This is a genomic window from Polynucleobacter rarus, from assembly GCF_003072505.1.
Taxonomy (GTDB): domain Bacteria; phylum Pseudomonadota; class Gammaproteobacteria; order Burkholderiales; family Burkholderiaceae; genus Polynucleobacter; species Polynucleobacter rarus.
On the sequence record NZ_NTGB01000001.1, the window covers coordinates 2,985,207 to 3,009,055 of the forward strand.

25 protein-coding genes are annotated in these 23,849 nt (G+C 38.1%); 14 read left to right on the forward strand and 11 right to left on the reverse strand.

Going from position 1 to position 23,849, the window contains the following annotated elements:
* The first annotated feature begins 6 nt into the window (after positions 1 to 6).
* From sucD to AOC35_RS14650, 4 genes are all read left to right on the forward strand, one after another.
* The gene (gene sucD, locus AOC35_RS14635) at positions 7 to 900 is read left to right on the forward strand and encodes a succinate--CoA ligase subunit alpha (protein WP_108648384.1); all 894 of its coding nucleotides are present in this window, start codon (positions 7 to 9) and stop codon (positions 898 to 900) included.
* Positions 901 to 1,020: 120 nt separating this feature from the next.
* Positions 1,021 to 1,713: a TerC family protein gene (locus AOC35_RS14640; RefSeq protein WP_108648871.1), complete on the forward strand. Its 693-nt coding sequence runs from the start codon at positions 1,021 to 1,023 to the stop codon at positions 1,711 to 1,713.
* Between the two features lie 162 nt (positions 1,714 to 1,875).
* A complete protein-coding gene (locus AOC35_RS14645) occupies positions 1,876 to 2,373 on the forward strand; it encodes a pilin (protein ID WP_108648386.1) in 498 nt (165 codons plus the stop codon).
* A gap of 155 nt (positions 2,374 to 2,528) precedes the next feature.
* Positions 2,529 to 3,080 (forward strand): heme-binding protein, encoded by a 552-nt coding sequence (locus AOC35_RS14650; RefSeq protein ID WP_159077616.1) that lies wholly within the window; start codon positions 2,529 to 2,531, stop codon positions 3,078 to 3,080.
* Positions 3,081 to 3,180: 100 nt separating this feature from the next.
* On the opposite strand, the gene AOC35_RS14655 is transcribed toward AOC35_RS14650, so the two are convergent.
* The 3 genes from AOC35_RS14655 to moaC all read right to left on the reverse strand — a co-directional run bounded on the left by AOC35_RS14655 (position 3,181) and on the right by moaC (position 5,902).
* The gene (locus tag AOC35_RS14655) at positions 3,181 to 3,816 is read right to left on the reverse strand and encodes a response regulator transcription factor (protein ID WP_108648390.1); all 636 of its coding nucleotides are present in this window, start codon (positions 3,814 to 3,816) and stop codon (positions 3,181 to 3,183) included.
* A 66-nt stretch (positions 3,817 to 3,882) separates the two neighbouring features.
* Positions 3,883 to 5,313 (reverse strand): sensor histidine kinase, encoded by a 1,431-nt coding sequence (locus AOC35_RS14660; protein ID WP_211307533.1) that lies wholly within the window; start codon positions 5,311 to 5,313, stop codon positions 3,883 to 3,885.
* A gap of 118 nt (positions 5,314 to 5,431) precedes the next feature.
* Entirely contained in the window at positions 5,432 to 5,902 is a 471-nt protein-coding gene (moaC, locus tag AOC35_RS14665; RefSeq protein WP_108648394.1) for a cyclic pyranopterin monophosphate synthase MoaC, read from the reverse strand.
* Between the two features lie 34 nt (positions 5,903 to 5,936).
* Here moaC and AOC35_RS14670 point away from each other — a divergent pair, with 34 nt between their 5' ends.
* On the forward strand, positions 5,937 to 7,565 hold the full coding sequence (locus AOC35_RS14670) for a M48 family metalloprotease (protein ID WP_159077617.1): 1,629 nt from the start codon (positions 5,937 to 5,939) through the stop codon (positions 7,563 to 7,565).
* Here the strand turns inward: AOC35_RS14670 and AOC35_RS14675 are convergent.
* The 5 genes from AOC35_RS14675 to AOC35_RS14695 are packed head-to-tail and all read right to left on the reverse strand — an operon-like array spanning position 7,562 to position 10,801.
* Positions 7,562 to 8,182: a DUF2946 family protein gene (locus AOC35_RS14675; protein WP_159077618.1), complete on the reverse strand. Its 621-nt coding sequence runs from the start codon at positions 8,180 to 8,182 to the stop codon at positions 7,562 to 7,564. The two genes, AOC35_RS14670 and AOC35_RS14675, sit on opposite strands and share 4 nt — an antisense overlap.
* A gap of 2 nt (positions 8,183 to 8,184) precedes the next feature.
* Positions 8,185 to 8,622 (reverse strand): YybH family protein, encoded by a 438-nt coding sequence (locus tag AOC35_RS14680; protein ID WP_108648400.1) that lies wholly within the window; start codon positions 8,620 to 8,622, stop codon positions 8,185 to 8,187.
* A 3-nt stretch (positions 8,623 to 8,625) separates the two neighbouring features.
* Positions 8,626 to 9,681, reverse strand: a complete 1,056-nt coding sequence (waaF, locus tag AOC35_RS14685) for a lipopolysaccharide heptosyltransferase II (RefSeq protein ID WP_108648402.1) — start codon at positions 9,679 to 9,681, stop codon at positions 8,626 to 8,628.
* Position 9,682: 1 nt separating this feature from the next.
* Positions 9,683 to 9,871, reverse strand: coding sequence for a zinc-finger domain-containing protein (locus AOC35_RS14690; RefSeq protein ID WP_108648404.1), 189 nt, complete (start codon positions 9,869 to 9,871; stop codon positions 9,683 to 9,685).
* Between the two features lie 9 nt (positions 9,872 to 9,880).
* The gene (locus tag AOC35_RS14695; RefSeq protein ID WP_108648406.1) at positions 9,881 to 10,801 is read right to left on the reverse strand and encodes a branched-chain amino acid transaminase; all 921 of its coding nucleotides are present in this window, start codon (positions 10,799 to 10,801) and stop codon (positions 9,881 to 9,883) included.
* 165 nt (positions 10,802 to 10,966) lie between these two features.
* Between AOC35_RS14695 and AOC35_RS14700 the strand changes: the two genes are divergently transcribed.
* The 7 genes from AOC35_RS14700 to AOC35_RS14730 all read left to right on the forward strand — a co-directional run bounded on the left by AOC35_RS14700 (position 10,967) and on the right by AOC35_RS14730 (position 18,397).
* Positions 10,967 to 12,181: a phosphoglycerate kinase gene (locus AOC35_RS14700; protein WP_108648408.1), complete on the forward strand. Its 1,215-nt coding sequence runs from the start codon at positions 10,967 to 10,969 to the stop codon at positions 12,179 to 12,181.
* Positions 12,178 to 13,617 (forward strand): pyruvate kinase, encoded by a 1,440-nt coding sequence (gene pyk, locus AOC35_RS14705; RefSeq protein ID WP_108648410.1) that lies wholly within the window; start codon positions 12,178 to 12,180, stop codon positions 13,615 to 13,617. Before AOC35_RS14700 ends, pyk begins: the two co-directional genes overlap by 4 nt.
* A 16-nt stretch (positions 13,618 to 13,633) precedes the next feature.
* Positions 13,634 to 14,698, forward strand: coding sequence for a class II fructose-bisphosphate aldolase (gene fba, locus AOC35_RS14710; protein WP_108648411.1), 1,065 nt, complete (start codon positions 13,634 to 13,636; stop codon positions 14,696 to 14,698).
* Positions 14,698 to 15,591 (forward strand): phosphoribosylaminoimidazolesuccinocarboxamide synthase, encoded by an 894-nt coding sequence (locus AOC35_RS14715; RefSeq protein WP_108648413.1) that lies wholly within the window; start codon positions 14,698 to 14,700, stop codon positions 15,589 to 15,591. The genes fba and AOC35_RS14715 overlap by 1 nt, the downstream gene beginning before the upstream one ends.
* 67 nt (positions 15,592 to 15,658) lie before the next feature.
* On the forward strand, positions 15,659 to 16,168 hold the full coding sequence (gene purE / locus AOC35_RS14720) for a 5-(carboxyamino)imidazole ribonucleotide mutase (RefSeq protein ID WP_108648415.1): 510 nt from the start codon (positions 15,659 to 15,661) through the stop codon (positions 16,166 to 16,168).
* 19 nt (positions 16,169 to 16,187) lie between these two features.
* Positions 16,188 to 17,360, forward strand: a complete 1,173-nt coding sequence (locus tag AOC35_RS14725) for a 5-(carboxyamino)imidazole ribonucleotide synthase (RefSeq protein WP_108648417.1) — start codon at positions 16,188 to 16,190, stop codon at positions 17,358 to 17,360.
* Positions 17,357 to 18,397: an L-threonylcarbamoyladenylate synthase gene (locus AOC35_RS14730; protein ID WP_108648419.1), complete on the forward strand. Its 1,041-nt coding sequence runs from the start codon at positions 17,357 to 17,359 to the stop codon at positions 18,395 to 18,397. Before AOC35_RS14725 ends, AOC35_RS14730 begins: the two co-directional genes overlap by 4 nt.
* On the opposite strand, the gene dacB is transcribed toward AOC35_RS14730, so the two are convergent.
* Positions 18,375 to 19,967 (reverse strand): D-alanyl-D-alanine carboxypeptidase/D-alanyl-D-alanine endopeptidase, encoded by a 1,593-nt coding sequence (gene dacB, locus AOC35_RS14735; protein ID WP_108648421.1) that lies wholly within the window; start codon positions 19,965 to 19,967, stop codon positions 18,375 to 18,377. The genes AOC35_RS14730 and dacB overlap by 23 nt on opposite strands.
* 122 nt (positions 19,968 to 20,089) lie before the next feature.
* On the opposite strand from dacB, the gene AOC35_RS14740 reads away from it, so the two are divergent.
* Complete coding sequence (locus AOC35_RS14740) at positions 20,090 to 20,374, forward strand: HU family DNA-binding protein (RefSeq protein WP_159077619.1); 285 nt, start codon at positions 20,090 to 20,092, stop codon at positions 20,372 to 20,374.
* A 39-nt stretch (positions 20,375 to 20,413) separates the two neighbouring features.
* Entirely contained in the window at positions 20,414 to 21,559 is a 1,146-nt protein-coding gene (locus tag AOC35_RS14745) for an alpha-hydroxy acid oxidase (RefSeq protein ID WP_108648425.1), read from the forward strand.
* Here AOC35_RS14745 and AOC35_RS14750 read toward each other — a convergent pair whose 3' ends face one another.
* Together AOC35_RS14750 and AOC35_RS14755 are read right to left on the reverse strand one after the other, a co-directional pair.
* Positions 21,560 to 22,306 carry an SDR family oxidoreductase gene (locus AOC35_RS14750; protein WP_108648426.1) on the reverse strand — a complete coding sequence of 249 codons (747 nt, stop codon included), beginning with the start codon at positions 22,304 to 22,306 and terminating at the stop codon, positions 21,560 to 21,562. It lies immediately after the preceding gene.
* 56 nt (positions 22,307 to 22,362) lie between these two features.
* Positions 22,363 to 23,849 (reverse strand): ATP-binding protein (locus tag AOC35_RS14755; RefSeq protein ID WP_159077620.1); only part of this gene is annotated, 1,487 nt, incomplete at its 5' end.

Below are 23,849 nucleotides of genomic sequence, written 5' to 3' on the forward strand. Positions count from 1 at the left end.
ATAGATATGTCAATCTTTATTAATAAAAATACACGTGTAATTACCCAAGGTATCACCGGTAAAACAGGCCAGTTTCATACTGAAAAATGTCAAGAATATGCAAATGGAAAAGAATGCTTCGTCGCAGGTGTTAACCCTAAAAAAGCTGGTGAAACAATTTTTCAAATTCCAATTTTTGGATCTGTAAAAGAAGCTGCCCATCAAACAGGCGCGACAGTTTCGGTCATTTATGTACCACCAGCAGGTGCAGCTGCTGCAATATGGGAAGCTGTAGAAGCTGACCTAGATTTAGCTATCTGTATTACTGAAGGTATTCCAGTTCGAGATATGTTAGAACTCAGAAATCGCATGAAAGAAAAAGAAGCCAAGGGCGGTAAAAAAACATTATTGCTCGGACCTAATTGCCCAGGATTAATTACTCCAGAAGAAATTAAGATTGGAATTATGCCAGGTCACATTCACCGTAAAGGACGTATTGGTGTTGTTAGCCGTTCAGGCACGTTAACTTATGAAGCTGTTGCTCAGCTAACAGAGATCGGTTTAGGTCAATCTTCAGCTGTAGGAATCGGTGGAGATCCAATTAATGGCTTGAAGCATATTGATGTGATGAAAGCATTTAATGATGATCCTGATACTGATGCAGTAATCATGATTGGTGAGATCGGTGGTCCTGACGAGGCTGATGCAGCGCGTTGGTGTAAAGACAACATGAAAAAACCAATTGTTGGCTTTATCGCCGGAGTTACAGCTCCTGCTGGAAAAAGAATGGGCCATGCCGGCGCTTTAATTTCTGGTGGTGCAGATACAGCTGATGCAAAACTTGCTGTTATGGAAGAGTGTGGATTCAAGGTAACAAAAAATCCATCTGAAATGGCACGCATCTTGAAGTCATTAATATAGAATGAGTCTGAAGTAATAAATATGGGAGGAAACTCCCTTTTTTATTGCCTACATATTTAATATGTAGGTAAATTTAGGCTATGATATCCCGAATATTTAAATAATTAGGAGATTAAAGTGATCGATATTACCGCTCAAAGTACTTGGATAGCTCTAGGTATGATTATGTTTACGAACATTATTCTGTCTGGAGATAATGCTGTAGTCATTGCAATGGCATCAAGAAATTTACCCAAAGAGCTTCAAAGCAAAGCAATTTTCTGGGGAAGCGCAGCTGCTATTATTTTACGTGTAATTCTTACACTCACGGCAGTTACGTTATTAACTCTTCCTTATTTAAAAATCATCGGTGCAGTTTTATTGATTTATATTGGAGTTCAGTTGTTGTCTGAGAGTGATGACGATGAAGATGGGATAGAAGGCTCTTCAAACCTTTTTAGCGCAATTAAAACCATCTTAATTGCCGATCTAGTGATGAGTTTAGACAACGTCATAGCAGTAGTCGGAGTGGCTAATAAAGCCCCTGAAGAAGCTCGTATCACGTTAATTTTAATTGGATTAGCCTTGAGTATCCCTTTGATCATTTTTGGAAGTACGATACTTTTAAAAATCATGGATAAGTTCCCGTTCATTGTGGTTTTAGGAGCGGCACTACTTGGATTATTGGCCGGAGAAATGGTTCTAACTGATCCTTCATTAGTTGGCTTTTTTGAGTCAGCACCAAGCTTTTTACATTGGGTTCTTCCTGCTTTAGGCATTGCCCTAGTTCTAATTATTGGATACGCTTTAAAAAGAAAACACCAGAGTAATTAAAGCTACGATTTAAGCTCAATTCAAATTAGAAAAAGGGAGAACTAGTTCTCCCTTTTTCTTTGTAGGATTCATCTTAGGAATTAAAAGAAAGTTCCGACATGAAAAGGCTCATGATTTAAATGCATATTTGGCAAACTGTTTTCTTTAAACCAAGGAGAAAGCATGAAACAAATCGTAAAAAATCAATCCCAATTTGAAGGTGGTTTTACCTTAATTGAGTTAATGGTTGTAGTCGCTATTATTGCAATTTTAGCTTCAATTGCAGTGCCACAATATCAAGAGTACATTGCAAGGGGAAGAGTTGCTGAGGGTATGAGTCTAGCTTCTAGCGCAAAAATTATTGTATCTGAGACCTATGCAGCAAATGGTCCAAGTTCTATGGTTGATGCAACAAAAAACTCGTTTAAATTTAAACCGACCAATAGTGTCAAAGAAATGACGATTGAAGATACTGGGGCAATTTTGATTGAATTTTCTGATGCCGTTGCACCTGTAGATAAAAACCTTTTAATACTTTATCCATCAAATAACCCGAGAGTAGAAACTGCTGCGGTTGATTTAGGAAATAAAAAACCTCTAGAACAATGGGGTGGTGCTTGGTCATGTAAAGGAAATGGCTCAACCTTATCTATTAAGTTATTACCCTCAGAATGTAGATAAAAAGATTCAAATTACCAAATCTTAGGGGAGCTAGTGATTGAATTAGGGCTAGCTCTTTTTGCATATAGAGATAAGATTTATAGCGATAAAAAATAAAAAAGATATCCCATGAATGAGGGAATTGTTGAAATTAAAAATTCTTGATTAAATGGCAAATGCAAAACATTACATACCAAATTAAGGATCAAATCTTAAACGAAACAAGCTATAAATTAATTAAAGCTTTTGATATGTTTGAACTGAGGAAATATACATCCTCGACTATGGTTGAAATTATAGAAACAGGATGCCGAGAAAAGGCTTTATTAAACGCTCTAAATAAAATTTCAATTTATTTAAATAAAAATAACTTAAAAAGAGCAAGTTCTGAACAGGAAGCACTTCCGTATGTAATTATGCAACCATTAGAAAAGGAAAAATGGAGATTCGAGTTTTATTTACAAAATGAAAGCGATAAGTTAACAGATCAAATAACGGTTCAACAAGATATAAAAATAAATCGTTTTAATGAAAAATATTTCGCAACCATTAAACTTCCAGGCTTTTTTAGTAATGAAAGAATAATTGAACGAACCTTATTATTAAAATCATGGATAGCAAAAGAAAAATTACTTATCAATGAAGCCCCTAAAATTGCAAAATATAAATCATTTTGGGATTTCGCATTTATCGAAAAGAAAGAAATAATGATTGAAGTGAGAAGATAGTTCTAGATATCGCTATTTTCTAAATCACTAGTTAAAATAGTTAACTAGAATAATGTCAGAATCTGACCAACAAAGAAACCACTGGAGTAATTGAGTTAGTTTATTTTAGTTGGGAAGAAAATTTAATGAGTTCAGACAAAGATTTGAGTTCAAGTTTGCGCATCACCTCTTGCTTATATTGTTTAGTTGTCTCTAAAGAGATTCCTAAAGTTTGTGAAAGCTCAGAATTGCTATAACCCTTCTTTAAGAGTTCATAAACTTGGCTTTCACGAGGCGATAGTTTTTTTAGAATAAAAGCTTTGTCTTTTTGAAAAATGATCTCTCGAATAAACGCCCTATCAAGTTCAATCCCCTTATTAATTGCTGTAAATAATTGATCACTATTAAAGGGTTTGATTAAAAAATCAATTGCCCCCTGCTTCATACTTTGAATAATTTGATAATCAGTACTCTCACCACTGATAAATATAAATGGTATGAGACGATTAATTTCTAAAAGTGCCGATTGTAAGTTCACACCTGATAAGCCGGGCATTCGCATATCTGAAACAATTACTGCAGGTGCAAAGTTAAAAGGAGTGCTTAAAAACTCGAGAGGATTACTATACGAGTGAACAACGTAGCCAGCTAACTCTAAAAGAGACTTTAAATCAACACGTAAAAAATCGTCATCTTCTAATAAAACAACATGATTAGAATCACTTAAAAAGGATCTTTGATTAAGATCTGGGTTCATTCTATGTTTCCAATAACTATTAAATAAATCATTATTTCAATTTATGAGAATAATTGTTATCCCCTGTTAGGGGGTGGTGTCAAAAATAGGAAATTTAATAAGGAACTTAGCACTGACACCAGGTGTATTTTGTAACTCAATACTTCCAAAATTCTTCTCAATGATAAACTTTGACAACCATAAACCGAACCCCATTCCTTCTTTTTTAGTGGTTCGAAAGGGCTCAAAAATTGTTCCCACAATTTCTATTGGTAATCCTCCCGCATTGTCCAATATGGATAACACGATAAAATTTCCCTCAACTAGAGTATTAATAGTAATTTCAGCATCAATATTATCTGATTTTTGAATAGCTTGAATTGCATTATTTAATAAATTTAACAGCACCTGCTGTAACTCTTGGGGATTGGCTGTAATTGGGGGTATCGAATAATCAAAATGTAAATTGAGATGAATATTTTCTTTACTTACCAGCGAGCTTACTAAGTCTAAACAAATTTTAATAATATCATTCAGATTTAATTGAATGAGTTCTTGTTTGTTAGAGAATAAGTTTTTTAAAGCCTTTAAAGTAGATCCGGCTCTTTGATTATCGCGTAAAATTTTTGTAACGGTGTATTCAATATCACCTGAAAATAATTTTTGTGCATTTAGCTGGAGTTTCAAAATTTCAGCATTAGTTTGAATACTAGCCAAGGGATGACTCAGTTCGTGAGCTATGGATGCTGACAGGGCTCCTGAAACAATAAATTTATTTGATTTTTGAATCGCATCAGTGAGTGCAGTTTGCTGAATCAATAAATTTTTAATCAGAATATTCTCATCATTAGTTCGAATTGATAGCTCGTAAACCTCTTCCAATAAAAAAGCATTAATAAATACAAAAATAATTAAGTCCGCAGTTAATAATGAGCCTTTAAGAACAAAGAAAGGTATTGCGTTAAATGCTAGATTAAATGACTTAAATTCGGGATTAAATGAAGAGTATATTAAAAATAAAAGTACAAATAACAGTACAGTTGTTTCAACAATAACTGCTAGAAAAGCCCAGTTGATGAAAGAATTTTTATTAGACTTTTTTAATAAATAGATTTCGTGAAAGACCCAATAGCAACCCATAAAATGAATAACGATTGCAAAAATAACTAAATGAGTTAAATTGCTAATAAATAATGAGGTTAAGAAGAAAAGGAATAGTAAGCCTAAGATAATGCGAATAAATTTTTTTGTATCAAGAGTGTCAAATTTTGTGTGAACGTTCTTAAAAAAAATCGCAAGACTAGCCCTAGAGCCGAAGTAAAGTATGGCATTAACAATAAATAAATTACTAGAAAAGGGAGAAGCAATAACGTCAGATTTTTCAAAAATAAAAGATGAAACACGAATAATAATTAATAAAAAGTTAAAAACTAAGGAAAGCAGAAGGAAATTACTTATTTCTTTTATGTAAGAATTCTTTTTTCGAGTATGCAGCAAACTCACTAAAAGCGTAGTCAAAAAAAGTGATACGGCTACGTTAAAAAGTAAGATGGCGAGAAGCATTCAATTTTCTTAGTGTGAATTCAGTTTAAAGGACAAAATATTTTGCTATTCAAGGTGAGAATTAAAAGTCTGATTAAATGATCTTCCAATCCCCAGATTTACCACCACTTTTTTCAAGTAACTTCACATCACCCATTACCATTCCACGGTCAACAGCTTTGCACATATCGTAGATTGTCAGTAGTGAAATTTGGACTGCGGTGAGCGCCTCCATTTCAACCCCTGTTTGACCAATAGTTTGAGCTTTGGCATTACATCGAACTGAGCATTGTTCTAGTAAAATTTCGAAATCAACCGTAACATTAGTTAAATTGATTGGGTGACATAGGGGAATCAATGAACTTGTTTGCTTGGCAGCCATAATGCCGGCGATTCTAGCAATTCCAAGAACATCCCCCTTTTTGTGATTTCCTGCAATAATCAAATCTAAGGTATTTTGCAGCATTGTAATTTGACCAGTAGCAACAGCTATACGAGTACTTGGAGTTTTGGTGCCAACATCTACCATATGGGCGTCACCAGTTTGATTAAAGTGAGTAAGCATTATCGATTAGGATCTTCGTATAAAAAATAAGATGATGAAAAATTGTGTAATTTACTTAGTTATTAATAGTGTATTGTTTATCCAACTACTTTACCCTATTGTTGCCTATAGTCAAAATCAAGTAACAATTCAAAGTCCCAATAATACGATAAATTCAAAAATAGTAGAACCTGAATTAGGCGGGACCCTGCCGATTCTTCTCCCTGATCTTGGGGATAATTCATCCGGTAATCTATCTGAAATAGATGAAAAAAAATTGGGTGAAAAAATTATCAGAGAAATTCGGAAAGATCCGGATTATTCAAATAATTGGTTAATGTACGATTACATTAATCAATTAGGACAAAGCCTAGTGAGTAGTGCAAGAAGTCAAAAAATATCAGGTGCTGACGCTTCAGGCCCATTTGCACCCAGCTTTGAGTTCTTCGTAGTCAGAGATAAAACCATTAACGCATTTGCCTTACCAGGTGGATACATTGGTATCCACACGGGCCTTCTAGGCCTAGCTGAAAGCGAGTCAGAGTTTGCCTCAGTTCTTGGACATGAAATTGGTCACGTAACTCAAAAGCATATTGCCAGAGGCATGGGCTTTGGTCGGGAAAGCTCTACACTTATTTTGGCAGCAATGCTTCTAGCCGCCCTGGCTGTGAAAAATAATCCTAATGCTGCTCAAGGTATGGCAGTAGGGGGGCAGGCTTTAGCAATTCAAAATCAATTGTCCTATTCGAGAAGTGCAGAAAGAGAAGCGGATCGAATCGGCTTTCAAATTTTGCAAGCGAGCGGATTTGACGTAAGTGGTATGCCTGGCTTTTTCCAGAAGATGCAAAAAGCAACCAGTATTTCAGATAGTGGAATACCTGCCTACGTCCGCACTCATCCCCTATCCTTAGAGCGTGCAGCAGATATGCAAAATCGCATACGCGATCAGGAGCCGGGAAAGCCTAATATTTCAATCGAATTCTATCTTGCACAAACTTTAGCAAAAATTGAACAAGAGGGAGGACCCTCTGAGATTGTAGAGACGAAACAATTCTTTCAAGAACAAACTAATTCGAAGTCCTTGATAAAAAATATGCAAGGGTATTATGGTTTAGCTAATTTAGCATTAGCAGAAAAAAAGAGTCAAGAAGCCACATTACTACTGAAAAAAAGCCGAGAGTTTGCTAATAGTATTGAACAGAGTAATCTTCAATTAAAAAAATCAACTATATTTTTTGAAATTACTGGCATTCAAATTGCAATGCTACAAGGGAACTTCAATCAAGTCTCAAGTACAACCCAGTCATTATTAAAAACCTATTCGAACTATCGATCTGTAAATGTCCTTTATATCGAGTCTCTGCTTTCAGGGGGTAAAAATAAAGAAGCAATGACTTGGTTAGAGAATAAGACAAAATCAGATAAATCTGATTCATTATGGTGGAATTACCTAGCAAAAATATATCAACAGGAAAACAAGTTAGCGCTTTATCATGCCACCGTGGCGGAAAAGTATGTTGCAGAAGGCGCTTTACCAGCAGCTATTCAGCAATTGAAAATAGCCAGTGAAATGAGCGGAAATAATTTTTACCAATCGTCAGAGTTAGAAGCTAGGAAGAGGCAAATCGAAATGCTTTATAAAGAGGACCTCATAGAAAGCGGTCGATTAGAAAGACGACCCTAAGCGGGAATTGGTGTTTGTTTGAAATGAAATTCTTTAGCCACTTCGTGGCCAATAATCGGCTCAATTGGGATGTCTAAACTCCTCCATTTAAAAACTCCAATCACTCCACAGTTAGCAATATTCATTTGACTTAATTCGGAAAAAATATTTAAATCATGATCATGTAATAGTGCGATAGATCGAATTTGAGTTTCAGTAAAACTCAATTGAGAGGTGTTCGAGCATTGTATGATGGAAGCAATAAATTCTAAAAGAATATTCCCTTTTTCATCCAAAAAACATCGAGTAGGATGAATTTCCTGAGATAGGTGATTTTGTAACACCCAATCATATTGTTGACTTGGAATGAACCGAACAACGTAAGGACAGTAAGCTAAGCTCAGATAAACCCTTTGGGGGCCATTTTGAAAAAAGTACTGATTGTGCGGATCGATGTATATATTTTTCCGAATCGAATCGCACATCCCAGCATGTTTAATGAGCTCACCTGGCAAATGATGCTTTTGAGAATATTCATTACGAATCCGAAAAGACCCGCGACGATCTAAAAAAAGCCAACCATAGCAATAGGGAACATCAGGCCATTTTGCAATCGCGGAGATGGTGGACTGATCCACTATTAATGAAATCCGTGGTCACCAGATAAGACCGGTGATGTAATTAACTGGCTATCGACAATACTTGTATGCATATGAGCAATTCTCCAACCCATTGCTCCTTGAACTAAGATAATCGTCATGTGGATAAAAAATTTAGGATCCACAGAGGAATCATTAAAACGAACAGCCTCAGTGCTATCCACAAAGGTGGTTCCTAAATAGGAATGGCTCGTGGAGGTAATCGTATCAAGATTTAATGATCGACCCATTAAGTCTTTAAATCCTTCGCGTAATTCACTGTGACCGTTAAGTCGAACACCGTCCGGTAAGATGCACGTAATAGTGTCTTCGTCGAACCACAAGGACAGAGCAGTCTCCAAATCACCTTCGCGTAATGCAAGATACCAATTCTCTAAGACTTCATCCACATCATGAAACAAGCGAGTTTGGCGAAACATATCTTATCCTTCAGTGGCTAAAGCAATATTAAATTGTTTAAAAACAGAATCAGGTGAAATTTGAACTAAACAGTTAGTATGTCCAAGGGGACATTTTCTTTGGTGACAAGGACTGCAGTCAAGCCCTAAATACATAATAGAGGCTTTTTTTGAAAGGGGAGGGGTATGTGATGGGTCGCTAGAGCCAAAGATTGCAATTTGAGGAATTTGTAAGGCGGCACCAATGTGCATCATTCCGGAGTCATTCGAAATCAAACCCTTGGCCATACTCAATAGCCCCATGGCTTCAATCAGGGGTATTTTTCCACAAAGATTTTGGATACGAGACAAATGCTGCGAATGTAATCCATAGAGAATTTGATCCGCAATGCTTGAATCTTTCTTGCTGCCCAAAATTAAAATACCAGAATCTTTATATTGATCAAGGAGTAGATTCGCCACATTCCCAAAGTGCTTTGATGGCCATTGTTTGGCGGGACCAAATTCGGCCCCTGGTGCCAAAATAAAAAAACGTGAACAATTTGGTAGGTAATTGGCTAAAACTTGTTTAGAGGCAATCAAAATATGAGGTTTGATTGTCAGATGTGGAGTAAATTGATCTGATAGGTTGTTGGAATCGACCGATAATTTCTCTGATGCAAGAGATAAATAATGACCCACCATAGAGGGACGACTCGTTCTATCCGGATTAGGTAAGGCACGACTAAGGAAAATAGTTCTCGATTCACCAACGTATGCAATTTTTTTGGAAATACCAGCAAAGATAGGAATAATTAAAGATTTCCAACTATTGGGGAGAATGTAACAAGAGCTGTAGCCAGATTTTTTAAGAAGTCGGCTTATCTTCCAACGAAGAGGTAATTGTAGTTTGCCATGCAAGAAGTTGCCACTGATTACCTGATTTACATCTTCGCAAGCTTCATAAACTGGAGCTACCCAAGGCGTAACCAAAACATCAATTTGACAATCAGAATCTTTAATTTTTTTTATTAATGGAAGTGACATTACAGCATCGCCGATCCAATTTGGGGCGATGATCAAAACGCGTTGTTTTGACAATTTAATGACCTACTTTAACGCCAGCTTTCAAGCGATATGAAGCGCCACAGTATGGACACTTCGCTTCTCCAGTATGGCCTATATCCAAAAAAACCTTTGGATGTAAGTTCCAAACTGGAGTTTGGTTCATAGGACAGTGCAAAGGTAAATCACTGTTAGTCACTTCAATAGGAGTAGTATTTTTGATCATCTTAATTATTTAGACCATCGTTAACCAAGAACGATATTGGTCGTTTTTACCTTTTACGATATCAAAAAACAGAGATTGAATTTTTTCTGTCATTGGACCACGTCCACCGTTACCAATAATTCGGTCATCTAGCTCACGAATTGGCGTCACTTCAGCCGCTGTTCCAGTGAAGAAAGCTTCATCTGCACAGTACATTTCATCGCGCGTAATACGCTTTTCTTTAACTGTAATTCCCAAATCAGTCGCAATCTTAATGATGGCGTCACGGGTGATTCCAGCGAGACAACTTGCTAAGTCAGGGGTAATCAACACTCCATCACTCACAATAAAAACATTTTCCCCAGATCCTTCTGACACATATCCATCTGTATCCAATAACAAAGCTTCATCATATCCGTGAGCGGTGACTTCTTGGTTAGCTAGGATTGAATTGATGTAATAACCGGAGGCCTTTGCTCTAACTAAGGAGACATTCACATGATGCCGACTAAAAGAAGAGGTCTTTACCCGAATACCTTTGTTCAGGCCATCTTCCCCTAGGTAGGCGCCCCATTTCCATGCAGAAATAGACATATTGATGGTATTACCCTTCGGGGAAATACCAAGCTTTTCAGAACCAATCCAAGCAAGTGGTCTTAAATAACAGGAACTTAAATCATTTGCTCTAATTACCTCTAACTGAGCAGCAATAATTTCCTCTTGGGTATACGGTAACTGCATTTGAAAGATTTTTGCTGAGTTAAATAGCCGTTTAGTATGTTGATCTAAACGAAAAACTGCAGGTCCAGCGTCGGTCTCGTAACATCTGACGCCTTCAAATACTGCCATTCCATAGTGAAGGCTATGGGTTAAAACGTGAATGTTCGCCTCACGCCAAGGAACAAGTTTGCCATCAAACCAAATAAACCCATCACGATCAGACATTGACATAATATTTACCCAGATTTTGTTATATATCTTACTATTGTAAAACAGTGCTAATTGGATTGCTAAATTTCAATAAAAGTTAAATTCTGCCTAAGGTTTCATTGAAAAGTTGTAAGATGGCAATTAGATTAAAATTATACATTTCCGATTCTTCTCCAAATAAAAACTATGCCAAATTCAACTTTTCCTAAGTTCAATCGATTATCCGATTTAGTTGCAAATCATCAAATTAAGGGAAAAAGGGTCTTTATTCGAGCAGATTTAAATGTTCCACAAGACTTAACTGGAAAAATTACAGAAGATACTCGCATCAAAGCTTCCATTCCAGCGATTCAAGCTTGTCTCAATGAGGGTGCCGCAGTAATGGTAACCTCTCATCTCGGGCGCCCTACCGAAGGAGCTTTAAAGCCGGAGGATTCATTAGGACCGGTGGCTGATCGGCTTGCCGAGTTACTTGGCCGCAAGGTTGCGTTAATAACTGACTGGGTAGACGGTAATTTTGAAGTCAATCCTGGCGAAGTTGTACTACTTGAAAATTGTCGTGGGAACATTGGTGAGAAAAAAGATAACGAAGACTTAGCAAAGAAAATGGCTTTACTCTGTGATGTTTATGTTAACGATGCTTTTGGCACAGCTCATCGTGCGGAAGCTACCACCCATGGCATGGCTAAATTTGCACCTTTGAGCTGCGCAGGCCCTTTGATGGAAGCTGAGATAGATGCTTTAGCAAAGGCACTGAATGAGCCTAAAAGGCCTCTGGTTGCAATTGTTGCTGGCTCTAAAGTATCTTCTAAGCTGACCATATTAAAATCTCTTTCAACCAAGGTTGATCAGTTAATTGTGGGCGGGGGCATTGCCAATACATTTATGCTAGCAGCTGGCATTAATATCGGTAAATCTTTAGCAGAAACAGATTTAGTTGGTGAAGCAAAGGCGATTATGCAGATGATGGCTGAGCGGGGGGCTAGCGTCCCGATTCCACAAGATGTTGTAGTGGCGAATGAGCTTTCACCTTTAGCCCGAGCCAATATTGTGGCCGCATCTGATGTTGCAAGTGATGACATGATTTTAGATATTGGACCTAAATTTGCGGCTGAATTATCTTCAATAATTGCTCATGCGGGAACAATTGTCTGGAATGGACCGGTCGGAGTTTTCGAAATTGATCAGTTTGGTGGTGGCACTAAAATGCTCGCTGCAGCAGTTGCACATAGTCCAGGTTTTTCAATTGCCGGTGGCGGTGATACTTTAGCCGCAATTGCAAAGTATGGGATCGAAAAGCAAGTTGATTATATTTCTACTGGGGGAGGGGCTTTTTTAGAGTTTTTAGAAGGAAAAACCTTACCAGCAATTCAAATTTTACAAGAAAGGGTTTCAGTTTGAAACTTAACCGAGCTACAAAAATTGTTGCAACTTTAGGACCAGCTTCCAGCGATAGGGATGTTCTGAAACAAATGCTTCTAGCCGGGGTTGATGTTGTTCGGCTCAATTTTTCGCATGGTGTGGCAGAAGATCATCGCCAACGTGCAAATTTAATCCGCTCACTTTCTAAAGAAATTGATCGTGAAATTGCCATCATGGCAGATTTACAAGGTCCTAAAATCCGCGTTGGTAAATTCTTAAATGGGAAAATACAACTTGAGCAAGGTCGAGAGTTTATCCTTGATGCCGATTGTAAATTGGGTGATGAGCTACGCGTAGGACTTGATTACAAAGATCTACCCAAAGATGTTCATGCGGGGGACTTACTGCTATTAAATGATGGCTTAATCGTTTTAAAGGTTCAAAAAGTAGTTGGGGTCTGTATTCACACGCTGGTTGAGATGGGTGGTGAACTTTCTAATAACAAGGGAATTAATCGAGCTGGTGGTGGTTTGACAGCGCCAGCACTCACCGAAAAAGATAAAGAAGATTTGGTGACGGCTATTGAGATGGATGTTGATTACATTGCGATTAGTTTTCCTAAAAATGCAGATGATATGCATTTCGCAAGATCTCTAGCGAATGTAGTTGCCCAGCCCTTGAATAAAGAGATTCGCTTAATTGCGAAGATTGAAAGAGCGGAAGCAATTATGCCAGGCGTTTTAGAGGGGATCATCGATGCCTCCGATGGAATCATGGTTGCACGGGGTGATTTAGCTGTCGAGGTAGGTAATGCAGCTGTGCCTGCTTTACAAAAGCGAATGATTTTTCTTGCCAATAAACAAGATAAATTTGTGATCACTGCTACCCAAATGATGGAGTCGATGATTAATAGTCCGATTCCTACTAGGGCAGAGGTCAGTGATGTGGCCAATGCTGTCTTAGATGGCACCGATGCGGTGATGTTGTCAGCAGAAACAGCTGCCGGACAATATCCCGTGAAAACTGTAGAACAAATGTCAGCTATTTGTTTGGAAGCAGAAAAGTCACAACATGTTAGTTTAGACGCGGATTTTTTAGATCAAACCTTTACTCGAATCGATCAATCCATTGCTTTAGGGGCCCTTTTTACCTCTTTTCATTTAAAAGTGAAAGCAATTGCAGCTTTGACTGAGTCAGGATCTACTGTTTTGTGGATGAGTCGCCATAAAATTGATATTCCTATTTTTGCATTGACACAAAAAGTCAAAACCCAAAGAGCACTTTGTATGTATCGAAATGTGATTCCTCTTCACTTAGAAATAAGTAGTAATCGGGATGTGGCGTTGCATCAAGTAGAACATCTTTTGAGCTCAAAGGGCGTCGTAGAGTCTGGCGATATGGTTACATTAACGATCGGGGAACCGATGGGACAACCTGGTGGAACAAATACACTTAAAATTATCAAAGTGAAATAATTAATTTGGAGAAATTATGCCTTTAGTATCAATGAGACAACTTTTAGATCACGCAGCAGAGTTTGGCTACGGACTACCAGCTTTTAACGTCAATAATCTGGAACAAGTTCAAGCCATCATGTCAGCGGCTGATGAAGTTGGTGCCCCAGTAATCATGCAAGCATCAGCTGGCGCCAGAAAATATGCTGGAGAATCTTTCCTAAGACATTTAATAGAAGCTGCGGTAGAAGCCTATCCTCATGTCCCTTTAGTAATGCATCAAGATCATGGCCAAAGTCCAGCAGTATGTATGGCCGCAATTAAAAGTGGTTTTACTAGCGTCATGATGGATGGGTCTTTAATGGCAGATGGTAAATCCGTCGCTCCTTATGAATATAATTTGGCGGTTTCTAAGGAAGTTGTGAAGTTTTCTCATTCTATTGGCGTTACTGTCGAAGCAGAATTAGGCGTCCTCGGCTCACTCGAAACGATGATGGGTGACAAAGAAGATGGTCACGGCGCAGAAGGAACAATGACGCGTGAGCAACTTTTAACAGACGTTGAGCAAGCAGCTGATTTTGTGAGTCAAACGCAGTGCGATGCCTTAGCAATTGCAATTGGAACAAGTCATGGAGCTTATAAGTTTAGTAAAAAGCCAACTGGAGATACCTTGGCAATTGCGCGTATCCGGGAAATTCATGCTCGCATTCCTAATACGCATTTGGTGATGCATGGTTCTTCAAGTGTGCCACAGGAGTTACTAGCTGAAATTCGTGAATTCGGTGGAGATATGAAAGAAACTTATGGGGTACCTGTTGAAGAAATTCAAGAGGGAATCCGTAATGGTGTTCGCAAGATCAACATTGATACTGATATTCGTCTAGCTATGACTGGTGCAATTCGCCGTTATTTATTTGAAAATCCTGGAAAATTTGATCCGCGTGATTATCTCAAACCAGCTAGAGAGGCTGCGAAACAAATATGCTTGGCTAGATATATTGCCTTTGGTTGCGAGGGACAGGCTGGCAAAATTAAACCGATTTCACTCGATAAAATGGTTCAAAGATATAACTCTGGAGAACTTACTCAGGTTGTACGTTAATGAGCGCTTTATTTGAAACTTCGATTAAATCCTTGCCGCAGATCTCAAAAGGTAAAGTGAGGGACATTTACGCTGTTGGAGATGATCGATTGCTGATGGTCACCACAGATCGTCTATCAGCATTTGATGTGGTAATGCAGGATCCTATTCCTGGAAAAGGTATAGTCCTCAATCAGATGGCTAATTTTTGGTTTGAAAAACTTGCCTGGATTATTCCTAATCACTTAACTGGGATTACTCCAGAGTCAGTAGTGAGTCCAGATGAGGTGAATCAAGTGCTAGGACGAGCCATCGTAACCAAAAGATTAAAACCGATTATGGTAGAGGCTGTTGTAAGGGGTTATTTATCAGGTAGTGGTTGGAAAGATTATCAAGCTACAGGTTCAGTCTGTGGAGTCACCTTACCTGTTGGACTACAAAATTCCGAGAAGTTACCAGAACCAATCTTTACACCTGCTGCAAAGGCAGATGTTGGAGATCACGATGAGAATATTTCCTACGCTCAAGTGGTAGATAAAATAGGTTCTGAACTAGCAGCCAAAATAAAAGAAGTAAGTATTCGCTTATACGTAGAGGCTTCTAAATACGCTGCTACGAAAGGTATTATTATTGCTGACACTAAATTTGAGTTCGGTTTAGATGAGGCCGGACAATTAGTTCTAATGGATGAGATTTTGACGGCGGATTCTTCAAGATTTTGGCCAGCAAGTTCTTATGTAGTAGGCGAAAACCCGCCATCCTATGACAAACAGTTTGTGAGAGATTGGCTAGAACAGGTCTTGATAAACGGTAGTCATTGGGACAAAAAAGCACCTGCACCGAAGTTGCCTCAAGAAGTAATCGAGAAAACTGCTCAAAAATATCAAGAAGCATTGGATGTGCTAACGCATTAATAGCGAATGAATGAAGTATTCAGTTAGAATAGTAGGCTTCTATTCAGATTACTGAGGATCGAGTCCCATGACAGATACGATGATAAAAGACATGCCACCCGTTAAAGTTGGGGTAGTCATGGGCTCAAATTCTGATTGGGAAGTCATGTCAGAGGCTTCTAAAATTCTTCAAGAGTTCAACATTCCACACGAATGTAAGGTTTTATCTGCTCACAGAATGCCTGATGAGATGTTTTCTTATGCTGAAGAAGCTAAAGAAAGAGGACTTCTTGCAATTATTGCAGGAGCTGGTGGAGCTGCCCACTTACCTGGTATGTTGGCCGCCAAGACCATTGTGCCTGTATATGGCGTACCAGTTCCCAGTAAATATCTGAGGGGTCAAGATTCTTTATATTCTATTGTGCAAATGCCCAAAGGTATCCCGGTTGCAACTTTTGCCATTGGGGAAGCTGGAGCCGCGAATGCCGCTTTACATGTGGTAGCGATGTTAGCTCTAAGTAATTCTGAGCTGGCAAATCAACTGGTTGACTTTAGAATTGCCCAGTCTGATAAAGCTCGTGCAATGCAATTAAATTAACATTCGTTTTCTTTTTTCAATGAATCCTTTTTTTCCCCCTAGTTGGCTTGGCATTTTAGGTGGCGGTCAGTTAGGCCGTTACTTTTCTCAAGCGGCCCAAGATTTAGGCTATCCAGTTTGCGTTCTTGACCCAGATGAAGATAGCCCAGCAGGTAAGATTGCTCAAAAGTTTATTCGGGCAGATTATTTAAATGAGGTTGGATTGGCTGAGTTTGCAAAAACTTGTGTTGCTGCGAGCACGGAGTTTGAGAATGTGCCTGCAAAAGTCTTAGATTGGTTAATTGAACAAAATGTTTATGTCGCCCCAATCAGCCAGCCAGTATCTATTGCCCAAAATCGAACTGCTGAAAAGGCTTTTTTAAGTAACTGTGCAAATAAAACGGGGATTCAGACGGCCCCCTATTGCCTTATTACGCGTCCAGAGGATTGTAAGAGTATTGCAACCGAAATGTTCCCAGCTATTTTAAAAACTACCAGATTAGGATATGACGGTAAGGGTCAAAAGACTGTAAAAGGCTCCCAAGAGTTAGAAAATGCATGGGTTGAACTAGGTCAGGTTGAGTGCATTTTAGAGAAAAAACTTAATCTTGCTTTTGAGGTATCTGCCATTGTGGCCAGAGCCTTTGATAATGAGGTTGCTATCTTTCCGATTGCGCAAAATGAACACAGAAATGGCATTCTTCATTTAAGTATTGTACCGGCCCCGTCATTAACTGAAGAGCAGAAAAATGAAATCTTAGAGGCCACTAAAATAATTATCCGCGAATTGGACTATGTTGGAGTTTTATGCGTTGAGTATTTTGTTTTAGGGGATGGTACCTTGATTGTGAATGAAATCGCCCCTAGACCTCATAATTCAGGCCATCATACTTTAGACTCCTGTTTTACCAGTCAGTTTGAACAACAAGTGAGGACTTTAGCCAGATTACCACTTGGAAAAACAGACTTAATACAACCCGTGGTGATGTTAAATTTACTAGGTGATATCTGGTTTGATAAAAACAATCAAATGATTCAACCTGCTTGGGATAAAGTCCTATCTATACCAAGTGCTAAATTACATCTATACGGCAAGACTGAGCCAAAATTGGCTAGAAAAATGGGACATATTAATTTTTTAGCTGACAATATTGAGTCAGCCAAGTCAGACGCAATCCTTGCAATGGAAATTTTAGGTATTCCAATAGAATGAATATTGAAATAATTGGTTACACATCAATTGATATTTCAAAAAGTGTAGATCACCTAAAGCATGATGGATTGATTGGCTTTCCAACTGAAACAGTGTATGGATTAGGTGCAAGAGCAGACCATCCTAAAGCCGTTGAAAAAATATTTCAGTTAAAAGGCCGCCCATCAAATCACCCTTTAATTGTGCATATTCCTCCAGCAAAAGAAAACACGGATTTTCATTGGCTGAACCAGTTTGAACCATGGGCTAGAGACATCCCTAACGAGGCTTTACGTTTAGCCCAAGCTTTTTGGCCAGGCCCTTTAACCATGATTCTTCAGAAAGCCAAAGGTGTTATTAAAGAAGTAACTGGTGGTAATGAGACCGTTGGATTAAGATGCCCTAATCAAAAAACTGCCATAGAAATATTAAAAGAATTAGGCACTGGTATTGCTGCACCATCAGCAAATCGATTCGGTAAAATTTCTCCAACCAATGCGCAGCATGTTTATGAAGAATTTAGTCCGATAACTCGTTCATTTTCAAATGAGTTTGATCTTGTCATTGTTGATGCTGGCGATTGTGAGATAGGTATTGAGTCGACCATTATTGATCTGACAAATATCGATACTCATGGTCTCAGGATTTTGCGTCCTGGGATGATTACTGTGAAAGATATTGAGGATAAAACGGGTCTTCTAGTAGGAAAAGTAATTGATAAACTGGTGGCACATTCTGGCAGTCATTTAGCACATTATGCCCCGATGACACCATTAAAAATCATAGAGCAGCCCTTAGTAGGGATGGTTTTTGAGCAAAATGAAAATAGTATTTGGCTGAGTATGATGGATGAGGATTTAACAAGTTTACAAAACATTCAGGTTCGCCCAATACCGAGTAATCCCAAAGACTTAGCTAAAATAATTTATGGTCTGTTAAGAGAACTGGATAAAAAATCCTATCAAACTATTTACATTCGAGCTTTACCATTAGATAGTCAATGGGATGCAATTAGAGACCGATTAAAGCGGGCCGCTAAGGGATCTGGGAAGTCTTAGTATCGGCAGAGATTTTCAGTGGACCATCTTCAGACAGCCAAACGATTAAGGCGTCATTCACAATGTTTAATCCTTCATTGGCTTTGATATGATTCACCATGCTAGAAATTGCGTATATTTTTCCGCTTTTACTCACCACAAATCCAGCGATTGAACGCACATTACGAAGCGAACCAGTTTTTATATAAGCACCACTTTGTTGGAGTTTTTCAGGTAATGGAACGGTGCTTTGTGAGGTATTTTTTTGCAAAACGTTATTGACGAAATTTTTGAATTGATTGACTAAGCGATGGCGCATCGTGCCATCAACGCCAGCAATGGGTAAAGAATTAATAAAAATATCGTTATGTTTCGAGGTGGCGGCATATCTCAGTAAATCGTTCATATGTTGAGACGATATTCTTTCAATGTCAGATAAACCTGAGCCATTTTCCAATATCAATTCTGACATATTAAATTGATGTTCCTTTAGCCATTTTTGTGTTTGAGAAATTGCGTCAAGCGTCGATACTTGTAATTTATTATTCTCTAATGCCGGAGTTAAAAAAATATGCCGAGCCATGACGTTATTAGAAAACTTATTGGTATCAACCACAGCTTCATTTAACGATGTACCGGCAAACTCTAAAATAAGCGGCGTATCATTTGGAACTTTATTGTTTTGGAAGTTTGGTTTTTTTAGCCATGTCCCACCTACTGACTCCCAGACGGAAATAAAGCCCATTTTGAAAAATTGATCATTGGGAATTGATACGATATTGAACAATACATCATTACATTTACTTGGTAGTTTTCCATCAAAATTTGCAGCCCATTGTTCATCATCTTCTTGAAATAAGGAAAGCTTAATATTTTTTCTCCAGTCGATACAATCGCCTTGAAAAATTTTAAGGCGATTATTTACCTTAAAATTAGCGAGCAAGGGAGTGTAAGAAATAGCTACATTTTTTTTAGTTGCACTTAGGTGAAAAGAAATGGTTTGAAACGAATACAACAAAGGATTTGGAGAAACATTATAAGATTTAGATTCTTCGCCATCATTGGGAGCAGATTCTTTTACTGAAGGGTTATAGGCGGTCATATCCAAGCTGATGTCAGCATTGATTTTGTTTACACCTAGACTTTTTAATTGCTCCATTAGCTTGACTAAACTTTCTGGCACCATTTTGGGGTCGCCAAATCCTTTAACATAAAGCTGCCCTTCTAAAACGCCACGATCAATCTTACCTTTTAAATAAAGCTTGGTTTTGAAGCGATACTCAGGCCCTAATTGATCCAATGCACTAATCGTGGTCAATAGTTTGATTGTGGAAGCAGGGTTCATTGGTAAGTCAGCATTCCAACCGATAGAATGAAAGTGTTTAGTACTATCATCGGGGTTGAGTAATGTGACAGAAAAAGCAAAAGAATCGCTAGGTATATTCTTACTGACTAAGACTTTTTGAACTTCAGGGGGAATAAAGTCATCCCGTGAGAAAGCGTTGAGAGAGTAGGAGGCAACGAGAAGGCCTACCCCAATTATTAATTGAAATGACCGATGGATGTAATTAAACTTTAAAAAATTGAGCATTAGAAACAAATCTGCAATCGAGCATCGTTAAACTAAGATTTCATTTAAGCATAAATTCAAAATCATTTTCAAAAGTTTGAAATAAGGTCTTTAATAGAAGACAAAAAGATAGGAGACAATTGTTGAATAAACTAAACCTAGCCCAAGAGATTGCTATCGGAGCAGATATTCCTTTATCAAAAGGTGAGCTTGTTTTGCAGGTGTTATTAAGAAATATTGAAACTACTTTAGTTGGTGGAGAGTCTATCCAAATAGCAGGTTTTGGAACTTTTTCAGTAAAACATCGCTCCGCCAGGCAAGGGCGCAATCCAAAGACAGGAGAAATCATTCAAATTGAGTCTTCAAATGTCATTAAATTCTCTCCGGGTAAAGGCTTTAAAGAGGTTCTAAATACCAATGAACAGTAATTGTTTACAATTGGAAGGATTCTTTGAAGGAGATTTAACTTGAGCGCGATTACCAATATTGAAGATTTAAGAGTTCTCCACGAAAAACGTGCACCGCGCATGTTTTATGATTATGTTGACTCTGGCTCATGGACGCAAAGCACTTATCGAGCAAATGAATCTGATTTTCAATCGATTAAATTTCGTCAACGCGTTGCTATCAATATGGCTAACCGCTCGATCAAATCAACAATGTTAGGGCAAGAGGTTGCTATGCCGGTAGCTTTAGCTCCCGTTGGAATGACTGGGATGCAATTTGCGGATGGAGAGATTCAGGCTGCAAATGCTGCTAAAAAGTTTGGAGTTCCTTATTGTTTATCAACGATGAGTATTTGTTCTATCGAAGAGGTTTACAGGAGAACGCAAGCACCATTTTGGTTCCAGTTGTATGTGATGAAAGACAAACGATTTGTTTCAGCTTTAATAGAGAGAGCCCGAGCTGCAAATTGTTCTGCTTTAGTAATAACTTTAGATTTACAAATTTTAGGACAGCGTCATAAAGATATTAAGAATGGTTTATCTGCTCCTCCAAAACCTACAATTAAAAATTTACTAAATTTAATGACTAAACCATCCTGGTGTTTAGGAATGTTAGGTACAAAAAACCGTGATTTTGGTAATATCGTTGGGCATGTTCAAGGTGTTGATAATATGTCTTCATTGAGTGCTTGGACCGCAGGTCAATTTGATCCTTCATTAGACTGGTCAGAGGTAGAAGCAATCAAAAAGCAATGGGGTGGAAAAGTGATCCTCAAAGGTATTATGGATGCAGAAGATGCCGTTTTAGCTAAAAATGTTGGTGCTGATGCCATTATTGTTTCTAATCATGGCGGTCGTCAATTAGATGGTGCTCCATCCACAATTGCAGCATTACCTTCTATTATTCAAGCCGTTGGAAATGATATTGAAGTATGGCTAGATAGTGGAATACGTTCCGGTCAAGATGTTATTAAGGCCCTCGCTTTAGGGGCCAAAGGAACACTCATTGGTCGTTCTTATATTTATGGTTTGGGAGCCATGGGTGAGGTTGGAGTAACTAAGTCATTAGAAATTATTGCTAATGAATTAGACCTTACCATGGCTTTTTGCGGACTAAGAGATGTCAAGCAAGTGGATTCAAAAATCTTGTTAAATGGCAGTTATTAATTAACGCCCTCCAGATACATCAATCAGGGCGCCATGAACATAGCTCGATTGGTCTGAACACAACCAAAGAACCGTTTGGGCCACTTCCGTTGGCTCTCCAATCCTAGCCATGGGAACACCTGCACCCCATTTTTCAATCACTTCACGGCCGCCATGTAAGTCATGAATGCTAGTGCCAATGAGTCCAGGACGAACAGCGTTCACGCGAATACCAACATTACCAACTTCCTTTGCTAAACCCATTAAAAATCCGTCCACAGCCGCTTTTGAGGCTGCGTAATGAATTTCTTGGGCAATTCCACCAGTTCTTGCGGCAACGGATGACATGAGAACAATTCTGCCACCTGTTCCACCTAATGCTGTAGACATTCTTTTAATTGCTTCTCTTGTTGAAATCATTAGACCGATGACATTAATATCAAATAACTCTCTCAGCTGGGCAAAGGTAGTTTCAGTTACTGGATTTTGTCCACCGATAATTCCAGCATTTGCAACAAAAGCATCAAGCTTTCCATATTGATCTACATCTTTAAATAATCGAACAATTTCATCCTCTTTAGAGCAGTCAGCTTGAATTGCAACGGCGCTACCACCTGCACTAATAATTTGTTCGACGACACCTTCGGCCTCCTTAGCGCCTCTTGTATAGTTAACGACAACAAAGTATCCTTGTTTTGCAGCTCCTTTTGCAATTTCAGCACCAATTCCCCTACTTCCACCAGTAATGAGCATGACTTTTTGATTCATATTGTCTCCTTTTTAATATTTCAATATTTAAACATGTTTTTAACATACAACGAGCCTTAATGAATTTTTTCTTTGTTTGTATTAATGCGATGATTTAAAAGTAATGTATTTAAAAAATTATGAATATCCTCATTATTGTTTTGTAAAGCATCAATCAGGGCAGTTTTTGCATTCTCAAAAGTGCAAAAGCTTGCATCATCAATTTGTTTACAGGCTTTAATGACGTCTAAAGCTTGAATAATTTTTGCTCCACCAATAATCTTATGAACTAGTTGCCTGATTACTTGAGGATTACTCTCCGCATTAATTTGGGCAAGTTCTGCAATGATTTGATTTTGACACTTCATTAAAGATTCTAGAATATCTATTTGATTATTCACATCGGATCCTGTGAACTCAAAAAGAGACTTCAGGTTCCAAGATTTTGGAGCACTTAAACCTAGAGAGTGAGAGATGATCTCCTTTAAGTGGGTCAATTCAACAGGTTTAATGACAAATTGGGATACGCATGGAATTGTTGAACTAAGTGACTGTATTTGCCCAGTTAGGACAATAACAGGAATATTCTTGTAGTGACTGTTGATGAAACTTGCTAATTCAGAACCAAGCATCTGCGGCATGGATTCATCGGTTAAGACTAAGTCAATCGTAAACTCAGATAAAACCTTTAAAGCCTCTTCACCGTTAGAGGCTTGCCGAACTTTATAACCCAATTGAATAAGTTGCTTTGCCAAAACTTCTCGACAAACTTCGTAATCATCAACGATTAAAATCGTACTCATTTCTAAGGGTAATTTTTCGGTTTTAGTAAGAGTTAAGTGTTCATTATTTAGGGGGTGAGCTTGTGCGGATGATCTTTTACAAGATACCTTAAAAGAAGCACTAGTTCCCAGGTCTTCCTCACTAATCAGTGTTAAGTGACTATCCATCATTTGCAATAAATTATTCGTGATACTTAAACCAAGTCCCGATCCAGGCATAGAAGAGCCCAGTCGAGAGTTCCCTTGCTCATAAGGCTCCATGATTCTTGCTAAGTCTTGATGGTTCATGCCACATCCAGTATCAGCAACATGAAATTCAATTAACTGCTCAGCATGACTATCGCATAAGACCTGGCAAGTAACGCTGATTGAACCTTCTTTAGTAAATTTCACAGCATTGCCAATTAAATTTTGCAAAACTTGTCTGATCCTTACACGATCGATAAGTAAGCTTGGAGCTATTGTTGGATCAACGATTAAATGTAATTGGGTTTTATGATCATTAGCTAATGCTGAATAAGACTGCATCGTATTTTCAAGTAAGTCAATCAAGCTAGTTGGTAAATAAGAAGGTTGATACTTACCCGATTCTAGTTTTGTTAAATCTAAAACTTGGTTGAGAATTTCCAGGAGTGATTTGGCAGTATGGTGGGCACTAATTAATAATTTTTTATTTTCACCACGCATAGAACCATCATTTAATAAAAACTCATGAATTCCAAGAATGGCTTGAATAGGATTTCTAATTTCATGACTAATTGTTGCTAGAAAATTTGTTTTAG

Excerpts from the sequence above, each read along its gene's own strand:
- sucD (WP_108648384.1), top strand. The coding sequence starts at position 7 with ATGTCAATCTTTATTAATAAAAATACACGTGTAATTACCCAAGGTATC.
- AOC35_RS14645 (WP_108648386.1), top strand. The coding sequence starts at position 1,876 with ATGAAACAAATCGTAAAAAATCAATCCCAATTTGAAGGTGGTTTTACC.
- AOC35_RS14650 (WP_159077616.1), top strand. The coding sequence starts at position 2,529 with ATGCAAAACATTACATACCAAATTAAGGATCAAATCTTAAACGAAACA.
- AOC35_RS14655 (WP_108648390.1), bottom strand. The coding sequence starts at position 3,816 with ATGAACCCAGATCTTAATCAAAGATCCTTTTTAAGTGATTCTAATCAT.
- moaC (WP_108648394.1), bottom strand. The coding sequence starts at position 5,902 with ATGCTTACTCACTTTAATCAAACTGGTGACGCCCATATGGTAGATGTT.
- AOC35_RS14670 (WP_159077617.1), top strand. The coding sequence starts at position 5,937 with ATGAAAAATTGTGTAATTTACTTAGTTATTAATAGTGTATTGTTTATC.
- AOC35_RS14680 (WP_108648400.1), bottom strand. The coding sequence starts at position 8,622 with ATGTTTCGCCAAACTCGCTTGTTTCATGATGTGGATGAAGTCTTAGAG.
- AOC35_RS14690 (WP_108648404.1), bottom strand. The coding sequence starts at position 9,871 with ATGATCAAAAATACTACTCCTATTGAAGTGACTAACAGTGATTTACCT.
- AOC35_RS14695 (WP_108648406.1), bottom strand. The coding sequence starts at position 10,801 with ATGTCAATGTCTGATCGTGATGGGTTTATTTGGTTTGATGGCAAACTT.
- AOC35_RS14700 (WP_108648408.1), top strand. The coding sequence starts at position 10,967 with ATGCCAAATTCAACTTTTCCTAAGTTCAATCGATTATCCGATTTAGTT.
- fba (WP_108648411.1), top strand. The coding sequence starts at position 13,634 with ATGCCTTTAGTATCAATGAGACAACTTTTAGATCACGCAGCAGAGTTT.
- AOC35_RS14715 (WP_108648413.1), top strand. The coding sequence starts at position 14,698 with ATGAGCGCTTTATTTGAAACTTCGATTAAATCCTTGCCGCAGATCTCA.
- purE (WP_108648415.1), top strand. The coding sequence starts at position 15,659 with ATGACAGATACGATGATAAAAGACATGCCACCCGTTAAAGTTGGGGTA.
- AOC35_RS14725 (WP_108648417.1), top strand. The coding sequence starts at position 16,188 with ATGAATCCTTTTTTTCCCCCTAGTTGGCTTGGCATTTTAGGTGGCGGT.
- AOC35_RS14730 (WP_108648419.1), top strand. The coding sequence starts at position 17,357 with ATGAATATTGAAATAATTGGTTACACATCAATTGATATTTCAAAAAGT.
- dacB (WP_108648421.1), bottom strand. The coding sequence starts at position 19,967 with ATGCTCAATTTTTTAAAGTTTAATTACATCCATCGGTCATTTCAATTA.
- AOC35_RS14750 (WP_108648426.1), bottom strand. The coding sequence starts at position 22,306 with ATGAATCAAAAAGTCATGCTCATTACTGGTGGAAGTAGGGGAATTGGT.